The sequence below is a fragment of the Sorangium sp. So ce693 genome, assembly GCF_051521375.1.
In the GTDB taxonomy this organism is placed as follows: Bacteria; Myxococcota_A; Polyangia; order Polyangiales; family Polyangiaceae; genus Sorangium; species Sorangium atrum.
Genome location: NZ_CP150347.1, coordinates 4,836,664 through 4,861,843, shown reverse-complemented (window position 1 = coordinate 4,861,843; position 25,180 = coordinate 4,836,664). Strand labels below are relative to the sequence as shown.

Below are 25,180 nucleotides of genomic sequence, written 5' to 3'. Positions count from 1 at the left end.
GGTCAGCCTCGGCCAGCTTTCGTGAGCAGCGACAGCAGCTTCGACGAGTCACCCTGCGCGGCGATCAGGGCCGGAGCCTCCGCGCGGAGCGCCTCGTCGAACAGCGCGAAGCCCACCTCGTTCGACAGTGAAACCATCCCGCGCGCAGCGAGCGCCGAGTCCACGTCATCGGTCACTCGCATACCGCCTTCGTGCCAATGGCCCCAAGCGATCGCGCGGGTAACCCCCGCACGCTCGGAGGTCACCCGCTGCGCCTCTCGCAACTCGGCGAACGCCAGCTGGAACGCGTTGGCCGCCGCGAAGTCCGCTTGACCCACGTTGCCCACGGCGCCGACGAGCGACGAGAACATCACGAAGAAGTCGAGCGGCTCGCGACGCGTGGCAATGTCGAGGTGAACGGTCCCCGCGATCTTCGGAGCGATGACCTCGTTCAGGGCATCGAGCCCTTTGGTCGCCACGAGACCATCACGCAGCACGCCTGCCGCATGAACAACGCCGTGGATCGGCCCGTACTCCGCGCGCACCCGCGCCACGAGCTCGTCCGCCTCATCCTGACGGGTGACGTCGCATCGCACGAACGTGACTCGGCTCCCCAAGGCGCGGCAGCGCGCCATGACGTCTTCCTGCCGCGGCGTGGGCGCCGATCGTCCAGCGAGCACGAGGTTCACCGGCGCGAGCCGCGCGAAGCGCTCCGCGAACAACAGCCCGAGGCCACCGAGGCCGCCCGTGAGCACGTACGTGCCGTGCGCGCGCACCGGATGCGGGGCCGGCGCCGGCAAGGGCGACACGAGCTCCCACGTCTTCGCCCAACGTCCGCCGCTATCGTAGCGAACCTCGATGTCGCCCGACCAGACGGCGAGCTCCGCTCGGAGCATGACCTCGGCTTTGACCGGATCGTCTTCCGACCAGGCGTCTTCCACCGCGCGCACGGTGGTGCGTGCTTGCTCCAAAGCGAACGCTCGCAGCAAGCCGGTCGCCGACGCGCCGAGAGGCTGCACGAGCTCGGGACGCCCGCCGTACCAAACCAAAAATTGCAACGGGCGATCCCACCGCGCGGCGACGAGAGCACGGGCCATCCAGTAGAGCGAGCGCACGCCGTGGTCGAGCTGCGAGTCGATCTGATTGGGCCGGTAGCCGAAGTCACCTTTGGCCCAACGATGGACGATGTGTCCAGGTACGAAGCTCTCGCCGCGCAGCGCTTCGAGCAGTGCGGTGTAGTGCTCGCCTCGGGTGACGTCGATCGCGTACGTCAGCGCGTCACACCGGCGGAACTCCGCTCCGGGTAAGACGAGGGCGACGCCCGCGTCGCGCTCGCTCTCCCGAACTCGTCGAGCGAGGCGATCGTCGGTGTCGAAGATCAGCACGCTCTCGCCGATGGTCGAAGGGGCTCTCACGTCGGGAGGGCGCGCCACGAGGCGCGGGCGCGCCAGCATCGGACCGCGCGTGACCTGATCGAGTCGGCCCCCGGCGCCGCGCGCCCCGCCCACGAGCTGAAAGAGCACCTGCTCGATGACGACAACGACCTCGCGATTTACGTCGAAAACGACAATATCGTAGGTCGGCGCCCCATGCTCGCTCGCAGTCGATCGGACACGCGCGAACCGCGGCTCGCGCGTGGCGTCCGCGATGGCGATAGATTCGATTCTCTCCACGACGGCCGGAGCCTCCGAGGATCGGGCGATCAAGAACTCCGCCGCCTGGAGCGCCGCGAAGAACGCTCGCCTCACCGGCTCTTGCCGGTCGCTCTCGGGTGCCAGGGACGAGAGCTCGACCCACGCCTCGTCCGCCGCCCACAGATTGATCGATTCGATGAGCCGCGCGTTCAGCGCATACTCCACCCCCCGATCCGCCAGCGTGTCGTAGACCGCCGCCGCCGTGGCGCGCTCGCGCGCCGCTCCGGAGGGGAACGTGTCCGGAAACGGGGGAACCGGGCCGCGGCTATCTGTTTCCCATTGCCCCTGCATGACGATCTCTTCCGTCGTCTCGCTCCCGAGCCCTATCTCGAACGAGGCCGTGTCGCCGTCGTCCCGCAGCCATAGGCACACGGGCACGCGCCGGCCGAGCACGAGGTGGTTCGCCCAAACGCAAGAACGCCATCGCAAGCCGTCAAACCGGCATCGCAACGCCTTCAGGCCGGCAAAAGCGAGCTCGAAATAGAACGCAGCATGGACCAGGGGCGCCCCCTCGACGCGATGCTGAAGGACGCTCGCATCATCGTCACCCAAGAGCTTCGCGAAGCCTTGACGACCCAACCTGGATAGGTCCGCATCCCAGAACGAATCCAGCGTCCAGGGCCGCGCGCCCGATATGGCCGAATGGGGCCTTTCGGCCTGAAACCAGAAGTCGACATCCGTGAATGGGTAGGCCGGCAGGTCGAATGGGGCCCCCTCCGACGGGTCGCCGCACACACGTCGCCAATCAATATCGGCTCCCTGCCGGTACCAGTCGCAGACGGCTTCCAGCGCCGCCCTGCGCGCCTCCGGCCCCGTGCCGCTCTCTTCCAAAGCGCTCGTCGCGGTCTCGAGCGACAGCCGCGGACCCTCGACATCGGCACGTCGCGGCGCCTCCCCGGCCGCCCGCCGCTCGAGCGCGGCCGAGAGGTCGTCGAGCGAGTCGAAGAGCCCGCAGAATCGCACGCCGAAATGGGTGCGTCCCACGTTCAACGCTCGACTCAAATCTCCCATTGAGATCCCGTTGCGCCCACGCGACAACCACTCGCGCATCGATCCGGCGAGGCGCCGAAGCTCTTGCTCATTTCGAGCCGAGAGCGCGACGATCCAGCTCTGTCCGACGGCGACGCGGCCGCGATCGCCATCGGCCGAGTCGGCTTGCCCGAGGAGGTCAACGTTCATGGCACGTACCAGTCACCGGGACAGGCCGAAGCGGCGACGTCCATTCTCGAAATGACCCGACGACCATCAATCATGGTTCTTTACCCGCTCACCGAACGCGAACGCGTCTATTCCGCCCTGGAACGCGCGAGTCCACCGAACGGGCCAGCTAGTGAGCCCAGTTGTATTTTCGATGATAGTTCGACCCGACGCTCTCCAGCACGAGCAAGCCGCTGTTCGTGAACTGTCGGTCGTAGATGTCTCGGTATCCGGAGACGTCGACCCGCCGATCGCGCACGCCAAACGTCCACTCCGAGTTCAGCGTCAGCAGGTTCTCATACTCGGCCATGTTGAGCCGATAGCGCTTTCGAAGCGCCTCTGCCGGGCCGAGGGCCCGCACCAGCTCCTGTCCGCGTCGAGAGATGATTCCGCTATAGAACTCCGAAGAGCAGCCCGAACCGTACGAAAAGAGCCCGACGCGCTTGGCGGAATCGAGCGGCACGGAATCGATCAGCCCGATCAGGGCGAGGAAGATCGATGCGGAGTAGATGTTACCGACCTCCGCGCAATACTTGAGCGACGGCGTCACGCGCTGTTTGAAGTCACGCTCGATGCTCTCCGGCGGGACCTTCATGTTGCGAAGCATGTTGCGGTGAGCACCCTTCACCATTCCACCGAACGGCGTGTGGAACACGAGGTAGTCAAATGCAGACTGAAAATCCGCACCTTCGACCCGCTCCACGTAGCTTCGAAAGCTCTGTTCCAGACAGTCGAGATAGGAGAGAAGAGACAGATCCGGATCGCCGGCCTCGACGTGCACGTCCGGCCGGCAGGTGTCCATGACCTCGTAACCATGATAGCCGTTCGCGCCGAAATCCAGCTCCAGGACGTGCGGCTCGTCGCCGACGATCATGGCCACGGCGCCCGTCCCCTGGGACGGCTCCGCGTATGTGTGCTTTGCTGTCGCGCTCGTGATGTCCGTCGCCACGACGAGCGCCTTCGCGCCTGGCGCCGCGTTGGACCTCACAAAATTGGCAGCCATCTGTAGGGCCGCCGTACCGCCGTAGCAGGCCTGCTTCACTTCGAACATTCGGCAGCGGCGGCTGAGCCCCAAGTAGTCGTGGAGGTAGTTGCTGAGCGATTTGCCGAAATCGAGCCCGGATTCGGTGGATGTGATCAATAGCTCGATCTTCTCAACAGAAGACCGATCGAGCGAATCAATGAGCGGCTTTGCCGCGTTCACACCATTCGTTACCGAATCCTCGCACGGCAGACATACGGACTTCTTGTCCATCAACAGGTTTCCGAAACGTTTCAATTCGAGGCCTCGGTGCTCGAATATCATCCGCACGTCGATACATGCCTGCCCGAGATAAGCGTTAATGCGCTCGATTCCGACGTCCATCGACCCTCTCCCGCAATCGACCCGTCACGATTTTTTACGACCTAGAACGGCAAACACAATGGCGCAGCCCGAGAGAGCCGAACAGCGCTCTCACGCCTGTCAGCCCCCTCATGAGCGCCTGCTCCTGCCGCGACATCCCCACCGGCGGCGACCATCGTTCCAGCCATGCACCTCCGGACGCGGATGAGATCGCGGTCCGGCCGGACCTTCGAGCATTGCATCGAAGGTACCTAACTTCTTACAAAATTAACCTGTTCGACGCTCTGGCGTCGCCGCCTCGAAATCTCATTGAAACCATTGAAATCGTTCAATGGCTGGCACACCTGCAAGCCTGTGCGACACACGTGTCGCCAAGAGCAGTCGCAGCGGCAAGTACCCCTCAAAACCTCCCATCGCCGGCCAACAAAGACGCATCGTGCGCCTGAGTTGCTCGCGTTTCAGCATGCAAGAGCACGATTTCGTCGTCGTGCCTTGGAGTGCTCGCGTCTCTTTGGCTGGCGCGGTATGATTCTGTCCGCCAGGCCACATATAACACTGCCGACAGATTGAGCAATAGGTATCTGCAAGCCGCATTACTTCCGCGCATGACGGAAATTTGCGTCGGCAATGAAACACGTATGGGGCCGAGCATCGGTACTTCACCCGCAGGCCAGGCAGGCGCATGCCTGGCGCCAGGGCAAGACCCGGCCGCTTTACCGCTTTACCGGCTCATGAGCCGCGCGAAGCGAGCACGAGCGAACCATGCTTTACACTACGCCGAAGGTGTTGTGCCGGACCCGATCCCGAGGCCGCGTCACCGCAGAAGGTCGTCGCGCCGCGCCCGTCGATAGTCGACCCGTTCGTGCCCTTCATCGTCGAGCAGCTCGGCAAGTATCCCTCGCTGCGCTCGAGTCGCCTCCTCGGCATGCTCAAGGAGCGCGGCCATCCGGGCGGTCCCGATCCTCTGCGCCGGGTGAGCGATCGGCCGTCTCCGCCCCAAGAAGCCCGCAGACTCAACAGCCAACACTCTTGACACTCCCCGTCGCTCGCGGCTCGCCAAGGGCGAGAAGCGGCACCGCCGCAGGCGGTACCGCTTCCGTTGTCCCCGCAAACCCGCTTCGGGAGTGATGAAATTCAAATTCTACTTCTGGCGGCCCGGTCCAGGTCGAGTGCGCTTGAGTCGAGGCTTGGCGGGGGCGTCGGTGCGGGCTGCGCGCTCTGGGCCCTTTGCACCGATCACCTCCGGCCGTTTCAGCAACGTCTGTATGGCCAGAACCTGCGCGGCCGTGGAGATGAAGCGCAAAGGCCGGCCCGCGGTGGTCCGCGATCCTTCGCCCACGCCGTGAGGCAGCGTCGGGTACTCGTCCAGAAGCGCCCGAAACGTCGATGTCGTCTCGGCCCCGAGCACGCCCTCGAGCCGGTCGAGCTTGCCGCGCGAGCGCCACGGCTTGCCCGCGTCGGCATCCGCCCCGAGCCCGAGGGCCACGCGCTCGATCTCTCGGGCCGTCTGCGCGTCGGACTGGTCGGCGGCCAGCTTTTTCAGCGTTTTCCGTATCGCGTCGGCGGCGAAGAGCGACACCCGGTGATGCAGGATGTTCCACCCGGCCATGAAAATCTTTACCGCGTCGTGCTCGATGATCACCGACACGAGCTCGTCCGGGCTCGGCTTCTTGCGCGTCGATCGCTCTCCGAGGAGTTGTTCGAGCCCGAGGTTGCACGTGCAGATGGCGGCTTCGACTGCCTCGAACGGCCGGAACGCACCGCCGTTGTAGCTGCATCCGGAGATGAGGACGTTCACGAGGTAGCTCAGCTCCATCAGGCGCTTCCCATAGATCTCCGCGTCGCGCGTCTTCACCTCGCGGATCGCCGACGTGAACGGGAGGTCTTCCCCGTGCTTCGTGCCGGCCGTGAGGAGCCCCGGCTCGGTCGCAGGCGGCAGGACGTCCGCTTCGCGCAAAACCTCGAGGAAGCCCTTGAGGTTCTGCTGATTCGCCGCATTCTTCGCCTCGAGCGCGTCCGACCGCCGAGCCGCCGCTGCGGTGGGTCGATCCTTCACCGCCGCCGCTCGGAAATGGGCGCGCGTGACGGCGTCGTACGTTCGGGACTGCAGTGTCTCTTCCAGGGGTGTGACCCTCGACAGATTGAGGAAGCTCGCCGCCGCCGAAGGGGCGACGAATCCCTCTTGCTCGCGCCGATCTTCCCGCTCACCGGCCACGTCAGACTCCAGCATTTCCTCGGAGGTGAGGACGTCGTACAGACCGCCGGATTCTTCAATGTACTCGGAGGAGATGGCGCAGCACCTATCGAGCAGCGTTCGTAGGAGGGTGTGATGCTCCTTGTCCAGCTCGACCAGAACCGAGAGAATGGGCTCCCAGCTCCGGTGGTTCTTGGCGATGACCCGGAACTCCTCGAACTCTTGGTACAGACAGCCCTCGAGCGCCTTCTCCACGAGATCGTCATCGTCCGAATGCGCCGAGCTCGACATCTGCACGCAGAGCCCGTCGATGTCGATCACCAGGACGTGCTTGCACAGGGCCAGCGTGACGAAGTCTTCGTCGAGCTCGGCGATCTTCTGCGCCGCGAACGCCTCACCGGCCTCGAGCATGACCTCGATCCAGAGGGCGAATCGATCTGCGTCGAACGTCTCGTCCTTGCCCGGGCGCTCGCTGCGCCACAAATCCTCGTCGAAGATTCCCTCGAGCTGCGCGGTCGTCGCGAGCGCGACGATCTCGCCCGCGTCTTCCAGGCCGATGTGATGAATAAGCTTGGTGAGCACCGGGGCCGGTAGGCCCTGCACGAGGTGGACGAGATCCGGCTGTTCAAGGAGTCGCGTCACGAGGTGGCGAGGACGGGTCGATGTGGTGAGCGGTGTTTTCATGATTTGCCTTCTTTAGCGCTCTGGACGCGCCTGTAAAGCGCGATCGTCGCGAGGGATGATGAGCAGGTGTCGCCGCTCGGCGCCCGCCCGACGCTTCAAATGAAATCTATTTTGAGCGGTTTCCAGGTTAACTGTACGTTTTCGCCGTGCCCTGTTCATGAAGGCCGTGGGAGGCGACGCTCGTGGGCGTGCATGCGGCGACGCACTTGGCCTGGCGCCCGTCACGCTCACCAGCCGGGGCAGCCCGCGCGCGCCGCTGCGTCCGCCTTCCGCCCGGTGTTGAAGACCGACACGATCCGCACATTTCAGCCCCTCCCGTCGTGATGTCGGGGGCGGGGCGGCACCGGCGGAAAGGTCGCCCCTGCGAGGTGCAGCAGTGGAGAGCCCCCATGTTGGTGACACCGGCATTGCGCTTGCAACTCGCGCACGCTGAGGCCATGGCCGCACACGGAAACCACCTCCGCTGACCGGATCGCGGAGCGCGTCAATGAGCGCCGGCACAGCTTCCAGCTCCAGCTCGACCGCGGTGATGGCGTGTCGTTCACGATCCCCGTGGTCAACGACTGAGGAGGTCGGGGTTGCCCCCATAGACGCCTCACCGTGGGTGACACCGCGGCGAGGCACCGGCGCAGCATGCCCGCTGCGCAGACACATGAGGTGACGATGAAGTCCACGACCAGTAACGCGGTTGATATGACGTCTGTGCGGCACAGGTTCGGGACCATGCGCGACAGTCAGCTTGCCGCTTTCCGGGAGCGCGAGAGCCGTCCAGTGCATCCTGCTCGCTGTCCTGTCTGGCGATCACGCGCTGCTGGTGGGCCCTCCCGGTGCGACGAAGAGCGCCTTGTTCTTCGGGTTCCTGTCGCGCTTCCCAGAGGCGCGGAAGTTCCAGACGCTGGTGAGCAAGTTCGGATCCGAAGACGAGTATTTCGGGCCGGTGGAGCTCAGCTCCCTGAAGAACGATCCCTGCGAGCGCAACCTCGACGGCCGGCTCACCGGGGTCGAGTGCGCCTTCCTCGATGAGGTGTTCAAGGGGTCCGGCTCGGCCTCGGCCCAGATCAAGCTCGCTGAGTGGGACGCGGCGCGGGCGGACGTCGACCGGGTGACGCTGCCCGAGCGCATCGTGCAGGAGCTCCTCCGGATCCGGAACGAGCTCAAGGCCAACGGGATCGTCGTCTCCGACCGGCGCCGGATCGCGGTCACCCGCGTGCTCCGCGCCGCCACGTGGCTGGACGACTGCGCCGAGGTCGAGCTCGATCACCTCGCCATACACCGGCGGAGGTCTATTCGGCCGAGCAGGGCCAACCACATGTCCGGTCTGCTACCGGCCGAGCAGGATGCCGGCTCGCCCATCACGGGGCGGACGGTCGCGCGCTGGATGCGGCAGGCGACGCGCCGCGCCGGGCTCGCGTGCTCGAGGGCCCGCACCCCCTCCGCCACACGGTCTGCTCGCACCTCGCGATGCGGGGGGGCGCGTCTGATGCCGCTCAAGGAGCTCGCCGGGCACCGCGACGTCTCGACGAGACCATGGGCCACATGCACCCGTCGCCGAGCACGATCGCGTTGCTCGACGGGTCGCCTGCCGGGGCGGTCCGTGGAGAAAACCTGGAACAGGCGGTGGTGCTGGTCGGAAAGGTCAGCAGTTCCGCGTAGTTATTTGGTGGGTCGACAGGGACTCGAACCCTGGACCTACGGATTAAAAGAGCCTGGGGGTGCCGAAGGAATTCGCGGGGTTAAGGGGCAAAGTGGGCAGGAAGGTGGGCAGGCGGGAGGCGGGGGGCGGGAGCTGGCGGTGGCGGCACTGAAGGCGGTGGCGGCGGGGGAGGCCATCGGGGTGGACATGCTGGTGCGGTTGGCGGAGCAGGTGGCCGCGGGTGCGGGGGCGGCGCCCTCCCCTGCCCTGTCGCCGCGAGCGGCGCTGGTTGCGCAGCTCGGGGACGGGCTGGGGGCCGCGGCTGCGGCGGGGGATGTCGAAGCGGTGCGCGTTGCGCACGAGGCGATCGGGCGGCTGCTGGGGCTACCATGGCAGAACGCGGCGGCCAGCGTCCAAGCTCCCGTGGTCGACCTCACGGCCGAACGCGGGAAGCGCGGAAGGTAGCGTGCCGTGCGAACCGCACCTATCTGCCGGGCAGCCGACCTGAATGGCGGCGATGAGGCGAGCCACGTCCGCTCCCGTTTCATCGGGTGGCACTCACTCTTCCTTCACCACGACGTAGCTCTCCCGCGTCACCCGCGCCCCTTGCCGCCTGTCGAACGAGATGAAGTCGAGACCGCGCTCAAGCAGCACCACGAAACGCGAACCGTCCTCCCGCGTGCCCGTAATGGTTCGCAGATGAACCCGCGCCAGCGGGTCGCTCGGCAGCACCAGCGGCCGCCATCCCGAGTTCCCCGCGATGCGCGCGATCCGCGCCTTTTGCTCGTCGGCGCTGAGCGTCCGGTGATGCCCGTGCCCCTGGTTCTCCTTCTCGGGGCTGGGCGCGTAGGTTTCGACCTCCAGGCTCTGGCAGCCACGCGCCCGGAAGAACGCCGCTGCTTCTTCGAGCAAGATGAGCTGCCAGTGGGTCTGCAGGTAAGGATCGACGATCCGAAGCGCGCGGATGGGCCGATGGTTGAGTGCTTCACCCGAGGCGTTGACGAACCAGCGGGCGAAGGTTGCGTCCGCGCCCTGCTGGCGCGCAGGCACGTTGTGAACGATGATGCTCGGGGCCGCCTCGTCCGGCTCGAAGTCCGATGCGGTGCACACCCGCGCGGCAGCGACAAGCGCCGCCACGCGCTCCCGGGCTGCCTGCCCGGCCGCGCGTCCCACGGTACGGAACACCCGGCATTTCTCGCGCAGCCACCCAGGACCGAGCGCGTCCGCGTCATGCGCTTGCTCCACGAGGAACACATCTTCGGAATCGGGCGCACCGGACGACAGCTTCCAGGCGAAATCCGCTGCGGCGCTCGGCGACACCTTCCGCACTTCCACCTTGCCCATCTCGATCGCCAACCGCAGCCGGAGCGCCGTGATTCGCTCCTCGTCCGAGTTCGGATCCGGCAGGCGACCGAGCACCACGCGCGCGCGCCCTGGGCCGTCGGCGTGCCGCACAATCCAGCGCAGCCAGCCATCGTCCGCCATCGCCTGCCGGCCGACGCTGGGCGCCACGACCGTGATCTCCGCGGTCGGCAGCCGCGCAAGACGCTCCCGGACCTCGACGCCGCCCCGGAACACCGGCTCGACTGGAAGACCGTCTCGCTCAGCCCGCTTCTCCAGGAGCGCCCAGCCGGGATCGAGACGATCGAGCAGCTTACGGCGCCGCAGGAGCGGCTCGTAACGCTGCGTCTCGAACGCGAGCAGGCAACGGTGACATGCCGTCGTGCAAGCAGGGTTGGAGCACCGCAGCCGCTGTCGGGCCGCGATCATCAGATCCTGCCAGCGCTCCCGCAGCGCCCGGCAGTGGCCCACCCCGCCGGCCACTTGATCGTACAGGATGACGTCGTACACGAAGCCTTGACCGACACCTCGCGGCGAGAGCAACCCGCTGACCTCGCGCGAATCGACCCCCAGAACCTCGCCCGCTGCGAGCTGGAGCGCCACCATCCACGTCGTCGCGAGGCGCAGGCCATCCTCCCCGCCGGGGAGCGCGAGCGCCCCCTTCAGCTCGATCCGGAGCGTCTCCGTGCGCAGATCGCCGGCGAGCACCATGTGGCGCCAATAATTCCCCTTGTTCTCGCAGCGCCCCTTACCACGCAGGCGTTGATGCTGCTCGAGCGCCTTGGGGAGCGGATCGACCTTGTTACCCTTCTTGTCGATCCCTGGCAGCTCCGTCTCGGGCTCGGCGCGGCCGCAGAGATAACAGATGGCGTAGCCGTATCCCTGCCGTTGCGCGCCCACCGCGGCCGAGCTCGCGCTCGCTCCGCTTCGGTCCGATTCCACGAGTGACCCTTCGGTACGCACCAGGATCGACCCCTCCTCGTCGTACGCCAGCGCTAGACCGGCGCTCACCTCTGCCGTCGGGCCTCCTTCGCGGGTTGCGTACACGGCCTCCGTCACCGGGCGTAGGGCGGTCCGGGCGCCGCCGGCCCAGCGTTGCGGCCGCCGCCCCCACTGCACGGCGAACCCCAGCTTCGGCTGGATGACCGGGATCTCCCGCAACCCCGGCTGCTTGCAGGTCTTGCACGCCTTCTCCAGGCCACCTTGGTTGCGAGCGAAATGGAACTGTCCACAGTTCGGGCACAGGCCGATGACCCGCTGCGCGATCACGCCGGGAGCGTCCGTACCGGTCCAGTGCCGGAGGAGACCGCGGGAGACGTGCACGTGCTTGCCCGCGATGACTTCGGCGCCCGGCGCGTATTCGCTCAGCGCGAGCGCCACATCGCGCTCGAGGCGGAGGCGCGGCTGCGAGGGTGACCGGCTCTCCCCCTGACTCTCCTCCCAGCGCTCGACGAGAGGCACCACCTGCACCGGGAACCCGTACCGCGGCAGGAACTGCGCGACGGCCAAATAACTGAGCAACGACTCGCTCGTCAGGTCGTACCGCTGGTACTCCAGCGCGCGAATCATCCCGCGATCCTGCGCCGCCTCCGGCTTGGCTCGCTCGGCGTCGAGCTGCATGTTCAGGACGCGAAGCTGGTGGCGCACTTCAGCGGCGATCTTCTCGATGTGCGTCCAGCAACGGTCGGCGATGTCGTCCATCGACATGCTCGCCAGCGCGGTGCGCGCCGTCAGCGCCCGCACCTCCGCGACGAGCGAGGAGTCGGCGACCGCTATGTCCACCAGCCACGCGACGAACGCGTGACACATGGTCTCCTGCTTGACGTCGACCCCGAGCGTCTTCCCGATCCGATCGCCGACCGCGGCGTCGAGGTGCTCGACCGCGGCGACGGCGTCCTCGAAGAACGCCTTCACCGAGCCGAAGACGGTGAGCGGATTCTGGGCGCTCACGCCAGCGTCGAAGCGCTGGAAGAACCGTGCCATAAGGTGCGCGTACACGTGGCGTCGACAGATCCGGGGGCTGTCGAGCTTGACCGCGGGGGGTGTGATCGGAAGCTTGAAGGGGCGCTCCGGATCGGCGAAGACCGCCTGGTCGAACGGCCGCGGTCGCGCGAACGTCAGCACCAACGCCGTGCCCTCCGCGCGGCGACCAGCGCGGCCAGCGCGCTGCAGGTAGTTCGACGGACCGGGCGGCACGTTGGTGAGGAACGTGGCGCTGAGACCGCCTATGTCGACGCCGAGCTCCATCGTGGTCGAGCACACGAGCGCGTTGCGCTCGCCATCCTTGAAGCGAGCCTCGCTCTGCTCCAGGTCTTCCGGGAGGATTTGCGCGGTATGCTCCTCGGAGTTCAGCCCCAGGAGCTCCGTCCGACCCTCGCCCACCGCACGCGCCACGATCCGGTCCCGGTCATCAAGCTCCTGCCCCAGCGGTATGCGGGCGAGCGTGCCCTCGCAGTGGCTCGTCGGGCAGACGTCTGCCACCGCGCGCGCCCACGACGTCCGGCACAGGCGGCAACGATAGAGCGGCCCCGCGCTCGACCGTCGGAAGCGGAGCAGGTGAAACACGATCTCCAAGCGCCCCGCTTCGTCCCGGCGCCGAATGGGCGACACCGACTGGGATTGCTGTTGCCCCACCGGCGCGACGCGGTCGAGCGCGTCCCAGACCTCTTCGAGGACCAGCACCGGCGTTACTGCAGCAGGCGCGCCCAGCGCCGCCAGCACCCGTTCCACGTAAGCCAGCCGGCGGCTCTCGTTCGCGGTCACCCCGGCGCCGGAGGGCATGAGCGGGACCGGCGTCTTCTCCCACGTGCCGTCGGCCGCGTCTTCGTTGGCGTCCGCGCCGGCCTTGCCCTTCCGAGGCTCCTTGACCATCGGGCGGTCGATGAGACGGCGCGGGAGAAAGTCATCATGGCCCCCGACGCGCAGGACCGTGCATGCGCCATCGGCGCGCGCCGTGTCCAGCAGGGTGGCGACGAGCGCGTTCCACATCTCCTCGGAGAACAGCTGGCGCAAGTCCGGATGCTTAGGCACAGGAAAAGCGAGCCCGTAATCGACCACCACGACGCCGTTCGCCTCCAGGTTGCCGAGACGTCCAGGGCGGCGTGAGAGCTCGCGAGCAACGACCATGCGAGCCAGATCCAGCGCGCTGGCAGCGTCGTGGTTGCTGAGCTCTCGGAGGCCTGCGTGGTCGCGAATGGCCGAGGCCAAGCATTCGAAGTCGACGCCCTCGGCGGCGGCGGCGGCGCGGGCCTCAGCCAGCTTGACCTTGAGGCGGGCCGCCTCCTCGAAGTCGTCGCGCTCCACGGCGGCCACGATGTCCCGCTGGAGGGCAGAGGCACGGCCCGACTCCCCCCGGCCGGCGCAAGCGTCGAGAGCTTCGACGAGGATCCGGCGGGCGAGCAGCGTATCATGCGACTCCTCCACCTTCGCCGCCAGCGACGCGGCTACCTGGCGGTTGTCGGCGAACAGCAGGAGGCGTCTCCCCCCACCGCGCAACCAGCGAGCGGCGGCGGCGCGATGTCGCGGGAGTGACGGATACACCCCATCGATCAATACCTGCAGCGCCGCGTCGGTGCCGACCTGAACGCGCCGGATGACGGGCAGCGCAGGTCGCTGGGAATCGCAGCGGGGGCAAGCCACGCCGGCGAGCGTCCGCTCGGGCCCCTTGAAGTTCCCGCCCGGGAATCGCCACAGGCGCCGGCCGTCCTCGGCGCCGAGCCGGCAGGGTGCCGAGCTGGTGTCGACCCACCGCTGTTCCGGCGCTCCGTCCGCCGTGAGGAAAGGGCTGCCGTCATCCCAACGATCCCTGAAGCAGAACAGGGCCACGTCGCTCTTGTCCTCTTTCCGCTTCCCGCCGCCGCCGGAGCCCGCCTGCCCTTGCACCCGCTGCGGCACCAGCGCCGGGAGACCATCATCACCAGCCCCTTCGAGCCCGAGCACGAAGGACTGACCGCAGGATTCGCACACGCGCAGCTCGTAGACGCCGCAGCCGCACCCGCACCGGCCCACCGGCTCGGTGTACAGCGTGCCGAGCGCGCCCCGAATCACCGCCTCGGGGCACTGGTCATTGAGGCAGGCGTAGACGCCGTGCGGTCCGCGCGCCGTCGCATGGATGCGCACGGGCAGGAGCGGGATCTCGCTCGCCGCGCTGCGGGCCAGCGCGAGCACCTCGAGGACGCGGTGAGCAGCCCGCCGGCGCACGCCCAGATCACCGTCCTTCCCGAACAGTACGTCGGCCAGCTGATCGATGCGGGTGGCGGCGTCGTTCAGATCGCCACGCAGCTTGCGTACCCAGGTGAGCGGCTCCAGCGCAGCATGGAGCAGGCGCGCGGCCGGGAAGTCATCACACGTCCGGAAGCCGGGGCGGAGCACGTCGACCACCTGTTGCGCCCGCTCACGGGAGACCTTCGAGCCGTCGAGCTTGACCTCGACATCGCCGTCCACCACCTCGTCCACGAGCGTCGCGAAGTCGGTGTCGAACGCCGCCACCGCGGCGGGCGCAGGGAGGGCCATCTTGACAGGCGAGGTCTTCGCCTGGGGGACGACGCGCCGCCCCTCGATAGGCTCGACGTCGGAAGGCGCCTTGGAGAGCAAGCTCGCGGCGAAGGAGCGGAGGCGCTCCCGGCCGTCCGAGATCCCCTGGTGCATCGTCGCCGACGTGGCGATCCCCTGGACTGCGCTCGGCTCCGCGATCCCCCAGCGAAGCCAGGCGCGCCGCATGAGGAGCGTGAGTTCGGCCGCCATCGCGCCGGCATAGACGTGCGCTTCGTCGATGACGACCATCTCCGGGCGCGCGAACCGGTCGCTGAAGATCGGCGCGTCGTCCGGCCGGACGAGCGCGTACTCCAGCATCGAATAATTCGTTACCAGGATGTGCGGCGGCTGCTCGCGGAGCTGCTCGCGCGAGATCAGCTCCGCGCGCGGCACGGGCAACCCGAGTTTATTGAGCTTCCGTTCTGCCACCTTCGTCTTCTCCGGCAGGCGGCTCGTGTAAAGGCTGAAGCGGATGGTCGGATGGTCGCCAAGAATCGCCCGCAGCCGATCCATCTGGTTATTCACCAGCGCGTTCAGGGGATAAAGGAGAAGCACGCGTACGCCGGGTCGCTTCAGGTCCGGATCGCGAAGGATCATGTCCAGCGCGGGGAAGAGGAAGCACTCGGTCTTGCCGCTGCCCGTGCCCGACGCGACGACGAGCGATTTCCCCTTCCGGTAGTTCTCGATCGCCTCGACTTGGTGCCGGTAGAGTGGGCGGTCGGCCGGCCATTGTGCCTCGCCGCGCGCGGCCTGGAGCAGCGCCGGGAGGTCGCGGTGCACGATCCCTGCTTTCGCCAGCTCGCCGGTCGTCTTCGGGCCGAGACTGGGCAGCTCGAAGGGAAAGTTCGCCTCCACGACGGGGGGCGCGACGAGCCCGAAGTCCGTGATCGCCTTGTGGACCGCATCGTCGATCGTCTGATCTCGGAAGCGAAACGATGACCGAACGAAGCTCGTCATCTCTGCCAGCGCCCGCTCATTGGCGGCATAGGCGTCCAGTTGATACCCGCTCATCGCTTCACCTTTTTCCCATCGACACGAGCAACCAGGCATCCAGAAGGTCGGGTACAATCTGGTCGAGCACCGCGATGGCGTTCCACGCGTCCTTCCTGATCCGCACGCCCTGCTCACGATACGCCGTCAAAAGTTGCGCCGCCTCGGCCACGCGCAGCTCGGCGTCGACGACCATGCGGCCGTGGCCGACCGAGAGCTCGCGCTTCGCCTTCGCCTCCGACTCGATCAACGTCGCTTTGACGCTCGGCGCGGCGCCGGGCGTACCGAAGACCCAGGCCCGCGGGAGCGCTTCTAGAAGCTCCTGGCTCGCCCCTTGGCGGAGCTTCAGCAACGCCGCCGCCCGGCGTCCACGCAGACTGTCCTGCGTCGCGATCTCGGTCAGGTCCGACATCCGGAGCGCGAGGCGCCCCTCCCAGTCGCGGGGAAGCTCGATGGGACCACCCTCACCGAACACCTCCGCCTTCATGGATTCGAGGAGCAGCGGGGCCTCCGGCCGCCCACCCAGCGCCTCCTGATACAGCGTCAGCTCGACGGCGCGCGGCATGGCGCGCGCCTGTTTGGCCGTCTCGATTAGCTCGGTGATCTCGTGGACCTCCTTGCGCCGCAGCGCTCGCGCGAGAGGTCGCCGCTCCGAGCGGGTCACGCCGAGCCAGGTGAAGCCGCGACACTCGGTGCGATACAGATCGAGCCACGCGAACCGGGCGCGCGCGGGGAGCTGCGCCGCCGCGGCGAGCAGGACCCAGGGCGCGCGCGCGGCGATGAGATCGAAGAGGTAAAACCACTCGAGCCCGAAGGCCGCGCGGCCCCGCACCGCGCCCACGAAGCGGTCCAGCCACACCTCGAACGCCGGCGGATCGGTCGTCATGTCCTCCAGCGCGCGGAGGATCTGCGGCTCCTCCTTGGACCACAACCCCTCGTCAAGCGACGAGAGCGCGCGCGGCGGGACCGCCTCCATGTCGAGGGGTATCTCCACCAGCACGCCGCCCGAATGGCTCCTCACGGGCGAGCGCGCCGCGTCCGCCAGGAACACGATCCACCGGCCGCGCGACGTCGGCAGCGCGCTCGCGGCCGCTGCCGCCTCGAAGCGCTGGGGCTCGACGCTCTCAAGCCCGCAGGCGACGATCGCCGGCTCATCGAACGGCCGCAGGACATCGAAGCAGGCCAGCGCGGGCTTCTCCGGTAAATCGCGTTCGTCAAGCAGCAGCTTGAGTACGAGCTGCCCCGGGCGCGCGACACGCGAGGGGTGGTGCATCCGGGGAACGACTACCTGGAAGCGGTAGGCCGCCGGATCGCCGTCGACGCGGGCGGCGACGACGATCGAGCTCTTGTCTGGCCGGAGCTTCTGCCGCACCACATCGCGCAGCGGGACCAGCGCGCGCCCGAAGCGATCGGTGCGGCTCGTGACGAGGCGCGCCCCACCCTCGTCCTCCAGCCACACCTCGCGATCGGGCTCGGAGCGCACTTCCACGCAGGCGTGCGTGAAGACCATGCGCTCGGTGAGGATCGCCGTCCCGTCGAGCGGCGCTTCCTCCCTGGACACGACGTCCTTCCACAAGCGCACGTAGCGCCGCGCTAGCGGCACGCAGGCACGGAGGATCTCCCCCGAGTTGAGCCCCAGCGCCGTCGCGACCTCCTGCGCGTCCGCGGGGGCCTGGACCTCGAAGCGGCCTGGACCGAGCGCCGTGACCACCCCGTGCCGGCTGGTCACATGGGCCAGGAGCTTCGATCCGAAGACGACCCGCCGCGCCTCGACGAGCTCCACGAAGTGCGACGGGATCACCGTCCAGCGGGCGTGGAAGCTCCGCCCGTCGCGCGCCGTGAGGCGCACCCGTACGGTGCCGCACGCGCCTCGGAGCTGCGGGATCCCGCTGAGACGGATACGCCCCGCCGCATCGCGCGCCACCGTTTCGAAGGGCGCGTGCGGCCCGGCGCTTACGACCACGTCGACCCCATCCCGGGCGTCGTTCACGGTCAGATCGGGCAAGCGCTCGAAGGCGCTGGTTGCGCGCGAGAACTGGGACGGCAAGCCGCCCTCGATGCTCACGGAGAGGACCCGATGCCGGCACTCGATCACCGTGATCTCGCCTCCCGCGGTGAGCACGCGGACCTCCCCTTCCGTGGCGGCGTCGATCGCCCAGGCGGCGGCTGCTCCCCCGGACAGCTCCGCGGCGGTGACGCCTCCCGAGGTCTCGATCACGATCTCTTCGCGCGCCAAGAGGAGGCGGCGCTCGCCGGCGGCGATGATCTCCTGATCCGCGCGGAGCATCCGGCCCTCCCCGTCGAACCACCACAGCGCCTGGTCCGGGAGCACCAGCGTCTCGACGGGCACCACCTGCGCCGCGCCGCCCCTCGCCGCGTAGCGCGCCACCACGATCGCGGTCGGGCTCCCCATGCCGAGGAGCCACTCCAGACGCCCCTTGACGGCGTCGTCGCTCTCGAACCGCCTCTCCCCTTCCGACCACGCGATCAAGCGCGCCCCGTGCGTCCCGGGCTCCAGGGCCACGGTCGCATACGTCACGTCCGCCGGGATGCGCCCACGGAGCGCTGGATGCGCCAGATCCAAGCTCGCGCGGAGCTCGATTCGACGATCCGGTAGCAGGATCGCGCGCAGCTCCAGCGCCGCGCCGAAGGACGCCGCCGGCGCTCCGCGCGGCGACTGCGCCGCGTCCCGGAACGAGGCCAGCATGGCCGCTAGCAAGCGGGGATTCCTCGTCGCCGGCAGCTCGATCCCGTGTTGATCCAGCGCGCACCGGACATCGTCCGCGCTGCCGAGCGAGGTCGGATCCACCCCGCACCGCGCCAGCCGCTGGCGCGTCGCCGCGGCGTCTGCGAGGATGTCTTCCAGCGCCTCGGCGGCCTCGCTCGCGTCGAGCAACTCTCGGAGCCGCCCCTGCGCGAGCAACTTGATACGAGCCACGGCGAAGCGCCGGGCGGCCATGCCGTCCTGGCCTGCGAGCGCCTCCCAGCCAATCTCCCGGCCCAGCGCCCCCACCAGCTCGGGGAGGTTGCCGATGTGCACGGGGAGCCCGCCTTCCCGGAGCAACGTCGCGAGAAAGCGCCTGCGGCCCTGGCGCGTCACGACCTGCCGATCGAAAGAGCGCAAAGCGTCGACCACGGCCTCGTACAGCTCGGGATACCGCGGCGCCTCCTCGGCGCTCACCCCGATCGAGCCGAGGATGGGCCGCCACTCCAGCGCGTGCCCCTCCTGGCATAGGAACTCGGCGGCGTAGACCACGAACATGCGGGCGCGGTCCGATGCCCGCAACGCCGCGATCCCCGTGCTTCGGACTCCTTCCGCAAGCTCCTCCCGCAGTGCGGAGAGCTCGGCCGCCGACATGTTGAGCGTGAAGAGCGGGCGCCCGCCGTGGTGCCGGCGCAGCGCAGCGTTCACCGTCCGTCCTCGCACGCTCACCAACGCACCTCGCACAGGAAGTACCGGACCGCGGTTCGCTTCATCGAGACTTCCCCTTCTCATCGGATTTGGGCACGCCGATAACTTTGCGAAGTGGTCAACCTTCCTCCCACGACGACGCGAGCCTCATCCTCGCGCCAAGGCGCGCTCATGTAAACGCCGCCCCGGAAGCAGCTCCAGAACAGGTCCGCGTATATCACCTACAGCTTCAGCGGCGAACACCAGCCACGGCGTAGGTCCCCCCGCCACCATGGAGGGAGATGTCCGTCGGCCCAGCTCTCGCTCCGGCGCGTGCCGCCTGCCGCCTGCCGCTGCGCGGCGCTGGGCCCCTCATCCCGTCTACCAGGCACCCGCGCAACCATGTACGCTGACGCCTTCCGTCCGTAGGCAGCGCCCGTCGGGAAGCCGGAAGAGCTCCCAGAGGGTTCCATGATACGAAGCGCAGCTTCTTCTCGAGTAGCGGCGCTATCGCCCAGCCCGAGCAACGCACGCGATGACGACTCACTATCTTCAGCTGACCGGAAACGCCGTCCGCAGAGAGCCAGAGTTCCGCGGGCCCCAGGGCCTCCGCTCCGGCCAGCACGTCTTCGACGAGCTGACCCATCGGTGGGCCAAATCGGGGGGTAAGAACTACGTCATCGTGGCGCGTGGGACGGAGGCACAAGAGCTGGTCTTGTTCTCCGATCTCTGCAGGGCTACGGCGAGGATCTCACCGCGCGGTGATGCGCTGCTCATCACGGACCTCCTCGCGCCCGTTCCGGCCCCGCCAGAGGCCGTCCGCTTCCAGGCGTCGTTCAAGCGCGTCGATCCGAATGCAGGCCCACCGCCCGCTGATCAGCTCGACGGCTTGCTGCTCCTCCTCGCCGCGCCGGCGGCGCGCGTCGCGTCCACGTCGCTGCATGCGAAGCCTGTCGCGCCCCCGCCGCCGAAGCCGGAGACGCCCACGCTCCCTCCGCTCCGCCACATTGCCGACGAGGATCTCCTCGTGACCGCGAAGCCCTCCGGCGATGCGTCACTGCATGCGAAGCCTGTCGCGCCTCCGCCGCCGAAGCCGGAGACGCCCACGCTCCCTCCGCGCCGCCGCATCGCCGACGAGGATCTCCTCATGACCGCGCAGGCCCTCAGCGAGGACGTGAGGCGCCGGCTCTCGGGGGTGCCCCCCGCCACGCGGAGGCGCTTCTTGCCACGGAAGGCCCCCCCTATAACGGACGTCCTCACGCCCGCTCGAGAGTTCCTGAACGCGCAGGGCGTCCGGACGCGCGCGTTTCTGCCCGAAAAGCTCCGGGCACTCGTGGCTGGCCCTCTGCCCGGTGATGTCGAGATAGACGAGCGCGTGCACCAAGCCCTGCGGCGCGCGCTCGGCGTGCCGCTGCTGAACACGGTGTGCAACCCCGCGTCGTTCGGCAACCAGAAGCTCCAAGCGTTCCTCGCCGCGCTCTCTCAGCTGCCTTTGCTCGACGAGGATCGCGCGCAGATCTGGCTGGCCATGGCGAGCGGAGTTCGAGCTCGGGACCGACTGGTCGAGCTCGAGGAGAGCGCGAAGGACCTGAGCCACGCGGCCAACGCCCCGGAGGCCGCCTTCGCCTGGCGTCGCGCCGTTCTCACGTGGCTACGCGACGGCCTCGGCCACCTGACCGGCGACGACGCGTTCCTGGAATCGCCCGTGGAGCGCCTGTTGGACGCGGAGCGCGAGGCGAACGCCGCCGCAGTCCTCCTCCGCTGGAAGGACTACCGTGCACCAACCTCAAAGCACCGTGCCGCCCCGCCGGAACTTACGCCGTCGGGGGAGACGCCCGCGGATACGGCGCCGCCTCCGCGCTCGGGGCGAGTGCCGAGCCTTGGCGTCGTCTCGCCCACGCCGTACATCGGCTCGCCTATTGTCAAGCTCAAGGCGAAGGGCAGCGAGGCCACACAGAAAGCGGGCGAAGCCGCGCCCTACCCTCGCGAAACTGCGCAGGGCGCCAGCCAGGAGGCGTTTGTCACAGGCGTGGATGCCGTGGGTGCCAGCGAGGGCTCGCAAGGCACCGGCGAGGATGCGCCGGGGGCCGGCGACGCTGCGCAGCGCGCCGCCGAGACCGCACAGGGTGCCCTCCATTCCACGCAGCAGATCAACCCCCACATCAGTTCGCCGACCGGCATGCCAGACCGTTCGGAGCAGCGCGTGGGCGGGACGCAGCCACCGTGTGTCCGCACCCTTCTGGACGCGGCGCGCGCACGCCTTTGCACGGGGGTGAGCGAGGTCCTCCGCACGCTCGAAGCCCTGCGTGAAGTCGAGGAAGGGTGGATCGGGGCGCCCCTCAACCCGGCGCGTCCACTCCAGGTAGCGGCCACGCTGAGTCAGGCCATCGCCGCCCTAAACGCCCAGCTCGCACGGCTGCCAGAGCAGAACGAGGTCGCCGCCGTCGCGACCTCGGTCGACGAGATCGCAACCTGGCTCGGCACCAGCATCGAAGCCCCCCTCGACGACAGGCTCGTGGGCCTGCTCGGCCGGCCGGAGAGCCTCGATCAACTCCAGAGCGCGCGCGCCCTCGCGACCCGCATCGAGGCACATCTCCCCGACTGGGTCTGGCGAGGGGTGACGGACCGCGCCGCGCGTGCCAGCCAGGTCATCGATGCTGGTGCGTTCGTCGACGAGGTCCAGGCGTGCTTGCGTTGGGTGGAGGAGCTCCCGGCGGCGGAGCAGGAGCACGTCCGCGATCTCCCCGACCTGGGTGCCGGCACGCTGGCGGAGCGACTCCGGCAAGCGTTTGAAGAGCGGGCCGCACAGAACGAACGTGAGGGTCGACTCGTGCGGATCGCAGAGATCACCACCGACCAGGATCGTGCCCGCCTGTCGGCCGGGTGGCCTGACACCGAGGCCGAGGTCCTCGAGCGAGAGGGGATCCTGCAGCGGTTCAGGGAACTCTCGGACTCGCTCGGTAAGGAGACGCTCGACGCCGTCCGGGAACACCTGCGAACAGCATCCCTCGACGACTGCAGCAGCACGCTGCGCGACATCGACCTGGTCCGCGCTCTGCTCAACACGATCTCCAACCTCACCTTCCAGCAAATCCGGGAGATCGCCCGGCGTTTCTTGCCCACGTCTCCTGACGTGCGCTCGACCCCCGCATTCTGGTTCGATCCCCCGCTGTCCTCGAAAAGCGACGGCAGCGCAAGCGCCGCAGTGCACCATGCGCGAGGCGTCTACAAGCAAATCGACACGCTCGACTACGGGACCGTCTGCCTCCCGGTGCAGGTGCGCTTCAAGTCACCGCTCCCAGCGGCCATCCAGCTCCGCGTCAAGCTAACGAAGCTGCTCGTGAGCTTCGTGACCCCACAAGCGCATGCGTACCGCGAAGAGATCGAGCCGCTCAAGCTCACGGCGGGAACCATCCAGCACGACTTCGAGATCACGGTGGTCCTCTCCCGACGCTTCGCCGAGGACATGGCGGCGCGCAAGAAGGAGCTGCAAGTGTCGATCACGGGCACCGCGCCGGACGGCAAGAGCGAGAAGACCACGCTGACCTGGAAGGTGCTGGCGTTGACAATGCCGGATCTGCGCGATCCCATCCCCCAGAACGTGGAGCCGGAGGACATGCTGCTCTGCCGGCTCGGCGTCGAGCGCCGCTACGACGCCTTGCTGAGCATCTTGCGCCAGGGGACATCGTCCTTTTTCGTCTACGGACCCCGGAGGTTTGGCAAGACGAGCTTGCTCCGTGGCGTACAGAAGTTCATCGGCGCCGGCGACGTCGTCCTGCTGAACCGCGTCGCGGCCAGCCAGCGCACGCTGACAGGCCTGTGGGAGGATATCGCGAAGCAGTTCGAGACCAAGTTCAGCCCCAGGAAAGTATACCGGGATCTGGAGGATGGGCTCCTGCCCGTGGCGCATGCATACGATTCCGTCCGCGAAGAGGCGGCAGAGCGCGGGATTCGCGCCATCTACGTCCTCGTTGACGAGGCGCAGGCAATGTTCGCGCAGTCGCGACGCGAGCAGCTCGCGGAGCGGCTCAAGGAGCGGATGGAGGACTCGTGGGCGGTGGTCAAACGCGACGGGAAGGTGCAGCGCGCGGCGGTGCTCTTCGGGTTCGTCGGTCAGGGGCATCTGCCGAAGCTGATCAGCACCAACCTGCGCGCCTCGCTCAAGGAGTTCCACCGTTTCGAGTTCAGCGATGACGAGATCATCGACCTGCTCCAGCGCACCAGCAGCGGCGGTGGCCTGCAGAGCTCCCGCGAGGCGCGCGAGCACCTCGCGAAGCTCTCCGGGAACCTGTTCATCCTCGGCAAGCTCCTGGCGGAGATCCTCACGCTCTGCCGGGAATCGCATCGAACGTGGTTCATCCGCGCCGACGTCGACGGGGCGAGCGCGAAGATCGAGACGGACTTCCGCAACGGCGACACGGCGATCTGGGACTGGGTACGTGATCCGCTCAACGAGAGCGACAACCTCAACGACTGGAAGCCGAGCACCGTCTACCCGCTGGCGCTCGCCTGGGCTGGTGCGCGCGCGCAGGGACCAGCCGGAGGGAGCGCCGGCCGTGCCGAAGCCAGGGCGCTGCTCCGCAAGCTCTGCCCCGGCGCGGAGCCTCTCGATGAGCGGCTGAACGAAGCCGAGGGAGAGCTCGAGACCCTGCGCGTCCTCAACGAGCACGGCGAGTTCAAGCTGCCGATGCTGGAGCGCCTGCTCGCGATTCGTGCGCTCAGTCCGCGCCCGCTCCATGACGATGCCGAGCGCGAAGCCGCGCAGCGCCTCGGGCTCCACCGGGTGCGACGGCCGCCGCGCGTGAGCAGCGACGCCGACGAGGCCCCTGATTTCCAGGGCAGCCAGGCCCGGATCTGGCGCGCAGAACGGAACAACCGCGCTGTCGCGGTGAGGGCCATCTCCCTCCGTGAGACACGGGCGAGGGCGCGGTTCATCCACGAGGTCGCGCTCCTCCGGAAGATCGGCGAAGCGGGCGACCAGCGGGCTCGGGAGCATCTGCCCCGTATCCTGGAGATGGGCATCGCGGACGATGACCCTCAGCAGGGGCTCGTGGTCTACGAGTGGATCCCGGGCTACCCACTCCCCGAGGGCAGCATGATGGAGCCCACGGTCGCCGAAGTGGGCCTGCAGATGGCAGAAGTTCTGGCAGTGCTGGAGCGTTCGGGCGTGGTTCACCGCGACATCCGGCCCGCGAATGTCCTCCTTCGCGTCCCGCAGGACGACGATGCTCGTAAGGTAGAGATCAACGTCGTCCTGATCGACTTCGGGCTGGCGCGGGCGGTCGAGCAGCTCCGTGGCGGGCCAGTTTCCATCGTCGAAGGCGTGGCGGAGTTCATTCCTCCCGAGGTGCTCAACACGAGCGATTCGTCGGCTTGGTCGACGGCCGGTGACGTGTACTCCACCGGCACCATGCTGCGGAAGCTTCTGAAGACGGACCTGGGCGCCGCCACGAGCTCGTCCGCAGCCTCCCACCAGCTCCAGGATCTCCTGGGCCGGATGGTGGTATCTCGATCCGATGATCGCCCGAGGGCTGGAGAGCTTCGAGAGCGCTTTCGCGCCATCGTGCAGAGCATGCGGGACGAGCACCGATCGACCGGACTGGCGGATATCGCGGCAGCGCTCAAAAAGCGGATGTTCGGCCTCCCGGACCCGGTGCAACAGGCGGCCCAGGACTCGATGAGAAGCCTGACCTTCATCCGTGCCGGGATGCTCCAAGGCACACGCCGCTACGCAGCCGTGGCCGCCATGCTCGAGGTCGCGTTCCGGAGGATCGTGAAGGCGCGGCTCCCCCGCGGCTATGCCGCCCCCACGAGCGTGTACCTGCGGAGCGCTCGTTCACTGCTCGACAATGCGAGGCTCCGAGCTCCCCAGTGGCTCGACGACACGCTGATGGACGTCGCGGGCAGGCTGCGCAACGCCGAGCATCACCCCGACGCGTTCAACGAGATCGTCGACCGTGCTCTCCAGATGGTGGGCACGACGCTCGCGGCGCGGGATGCGGACACCAAGCTGATCGATGCGCTGGACCACGCCGCGCGACTTCTTGACGAGCTCACGCAGAGCAAGGCGGTCGCCCCTTTCATCAAAGAGACCCTCCACGCCGGCGCGCCCAACGGCGGCCCGGAGCGCGCATCCTGGGTGCGCCATCCTTGAGGCGGAGGCCGGGGCCGAGTGGTTGTCGTGTACGCGTCTGTCCAG

General features: G+C 68.1%; 8 protein-coding genes. 2 read left to right on the top strand and 6 right to left on the bottom strand.

Annotated features, from left to right (window positions below; translation table 11 throughout):
• Window positions 1-2: 2 nt before the first annotated feature.
• The 4 genes from WMF14_RS18265 to WMF14_RS18250 form a co-directional block, all read right to left on the bottom strand.
• A complete protein-coding gene (locus WMF14_RS18265; RefSeq protein WP_437802543.1) occupies window positions 3-2,852 on the bottom strand; it encodes an SDR family NAD(P)-dependent oxidoreductase in 2,850 nt (949 codons plus the stop codon).
• 148 nt (window positions 2,853-3,000) lie between these two features.
• Complete coding sequence (locus WMF14_RS18260; protein WP_272098397.1) at window positions 3,001-4,236, bottom strand: hydroxymethylglutaryl-CoA synthase family protein; 1,236 nt, start codon at window positions 4,234-4,236, stop codon at window positions 3,001-3,003.
• A 793-nt stretch (window positions 4,237-5,029) separates the two neighbouring features.
• Entirely contained in the window at window positions 5,030-5,161 is a 132-nt protein-coding gene (locus tag WMF14_RS18255; RefSeq protein ID WP_437802541.1) for a hypothetical protein, read from the bottom strand.
• Window positions 5,162-5,356: 195 nt separating this feature from the next.
• Complete coding sequence (locus WMF14_RS18250) at window positions 5,357-7,093, bottom strand: DUF6178 family protein (RefSeq protein ID WP_437802539.1); 1,737 nt, start codon at window positions 7,091-7,093, stop codon at window positions 5,357-5,359.
• Window positions 7,094-7,832: 739 nt separating this feature from the next.
• On the opposite strand from WMF14_RS18250, the gene WMF14_RS18245 reads away from it, so the two are divergent.
• A complete protein-coding gene (locus WMF14_RS18245) occupies window positions 7,833-9,191 on the top strand; it encodes a hypothetical protein (RefSeq protein WP_437802538.1) in 1,359 nt (452 codons plus the stop codon).
• A 93-nt stretch (window positions 9,192-9,284) separates the two neighbouring features.
• Here WMF14_RS18245 and WMF14_RS18240 read toward each other — a convergent pair whose 3' ends face one another.
• Window positions 9,285-15,611 (bottom strand): DEAD/DEAH box helicase, encoded by a 6,327-nt coding sequence (locus WMF14_RS18240; RefSeq protein ID WP_437802535.1) that lies wholly within the window; start codon window positions 15,609-15,611, stop codon window positions 9,285-9,287.
• 4 nt (window positions 15,612-15,615) lie between these two features.
• Entirely contained in the window at window positions 15,616-19,023 is a 3,408-nt protein-coding gene (locus WMF14_RS18235; protein WP_437802533.1) for a hypothetical protein, read from the bottom strand.
• 493 nt (window positions 19,024-19,516) lie between these two features.
• On the opposite strand from WMF14_RS18235, the gene WMF14_RS18230 reads away from it, so the two are divergent.
• On the top strand, window positions 19,517-25,135 hold the full coding sequence (locus WMF14_RS18230) for a protein kinase domain-containing protein (RefSeq protein WP_437802531.1): 5,619 nt from the start codon (window positions 19,517-19,519) through the stop codon (window positions 25,133-25,135).
• The last annotated feature ends 45 nt before the right edge of the window (window positions 25,136-25,180 follow it).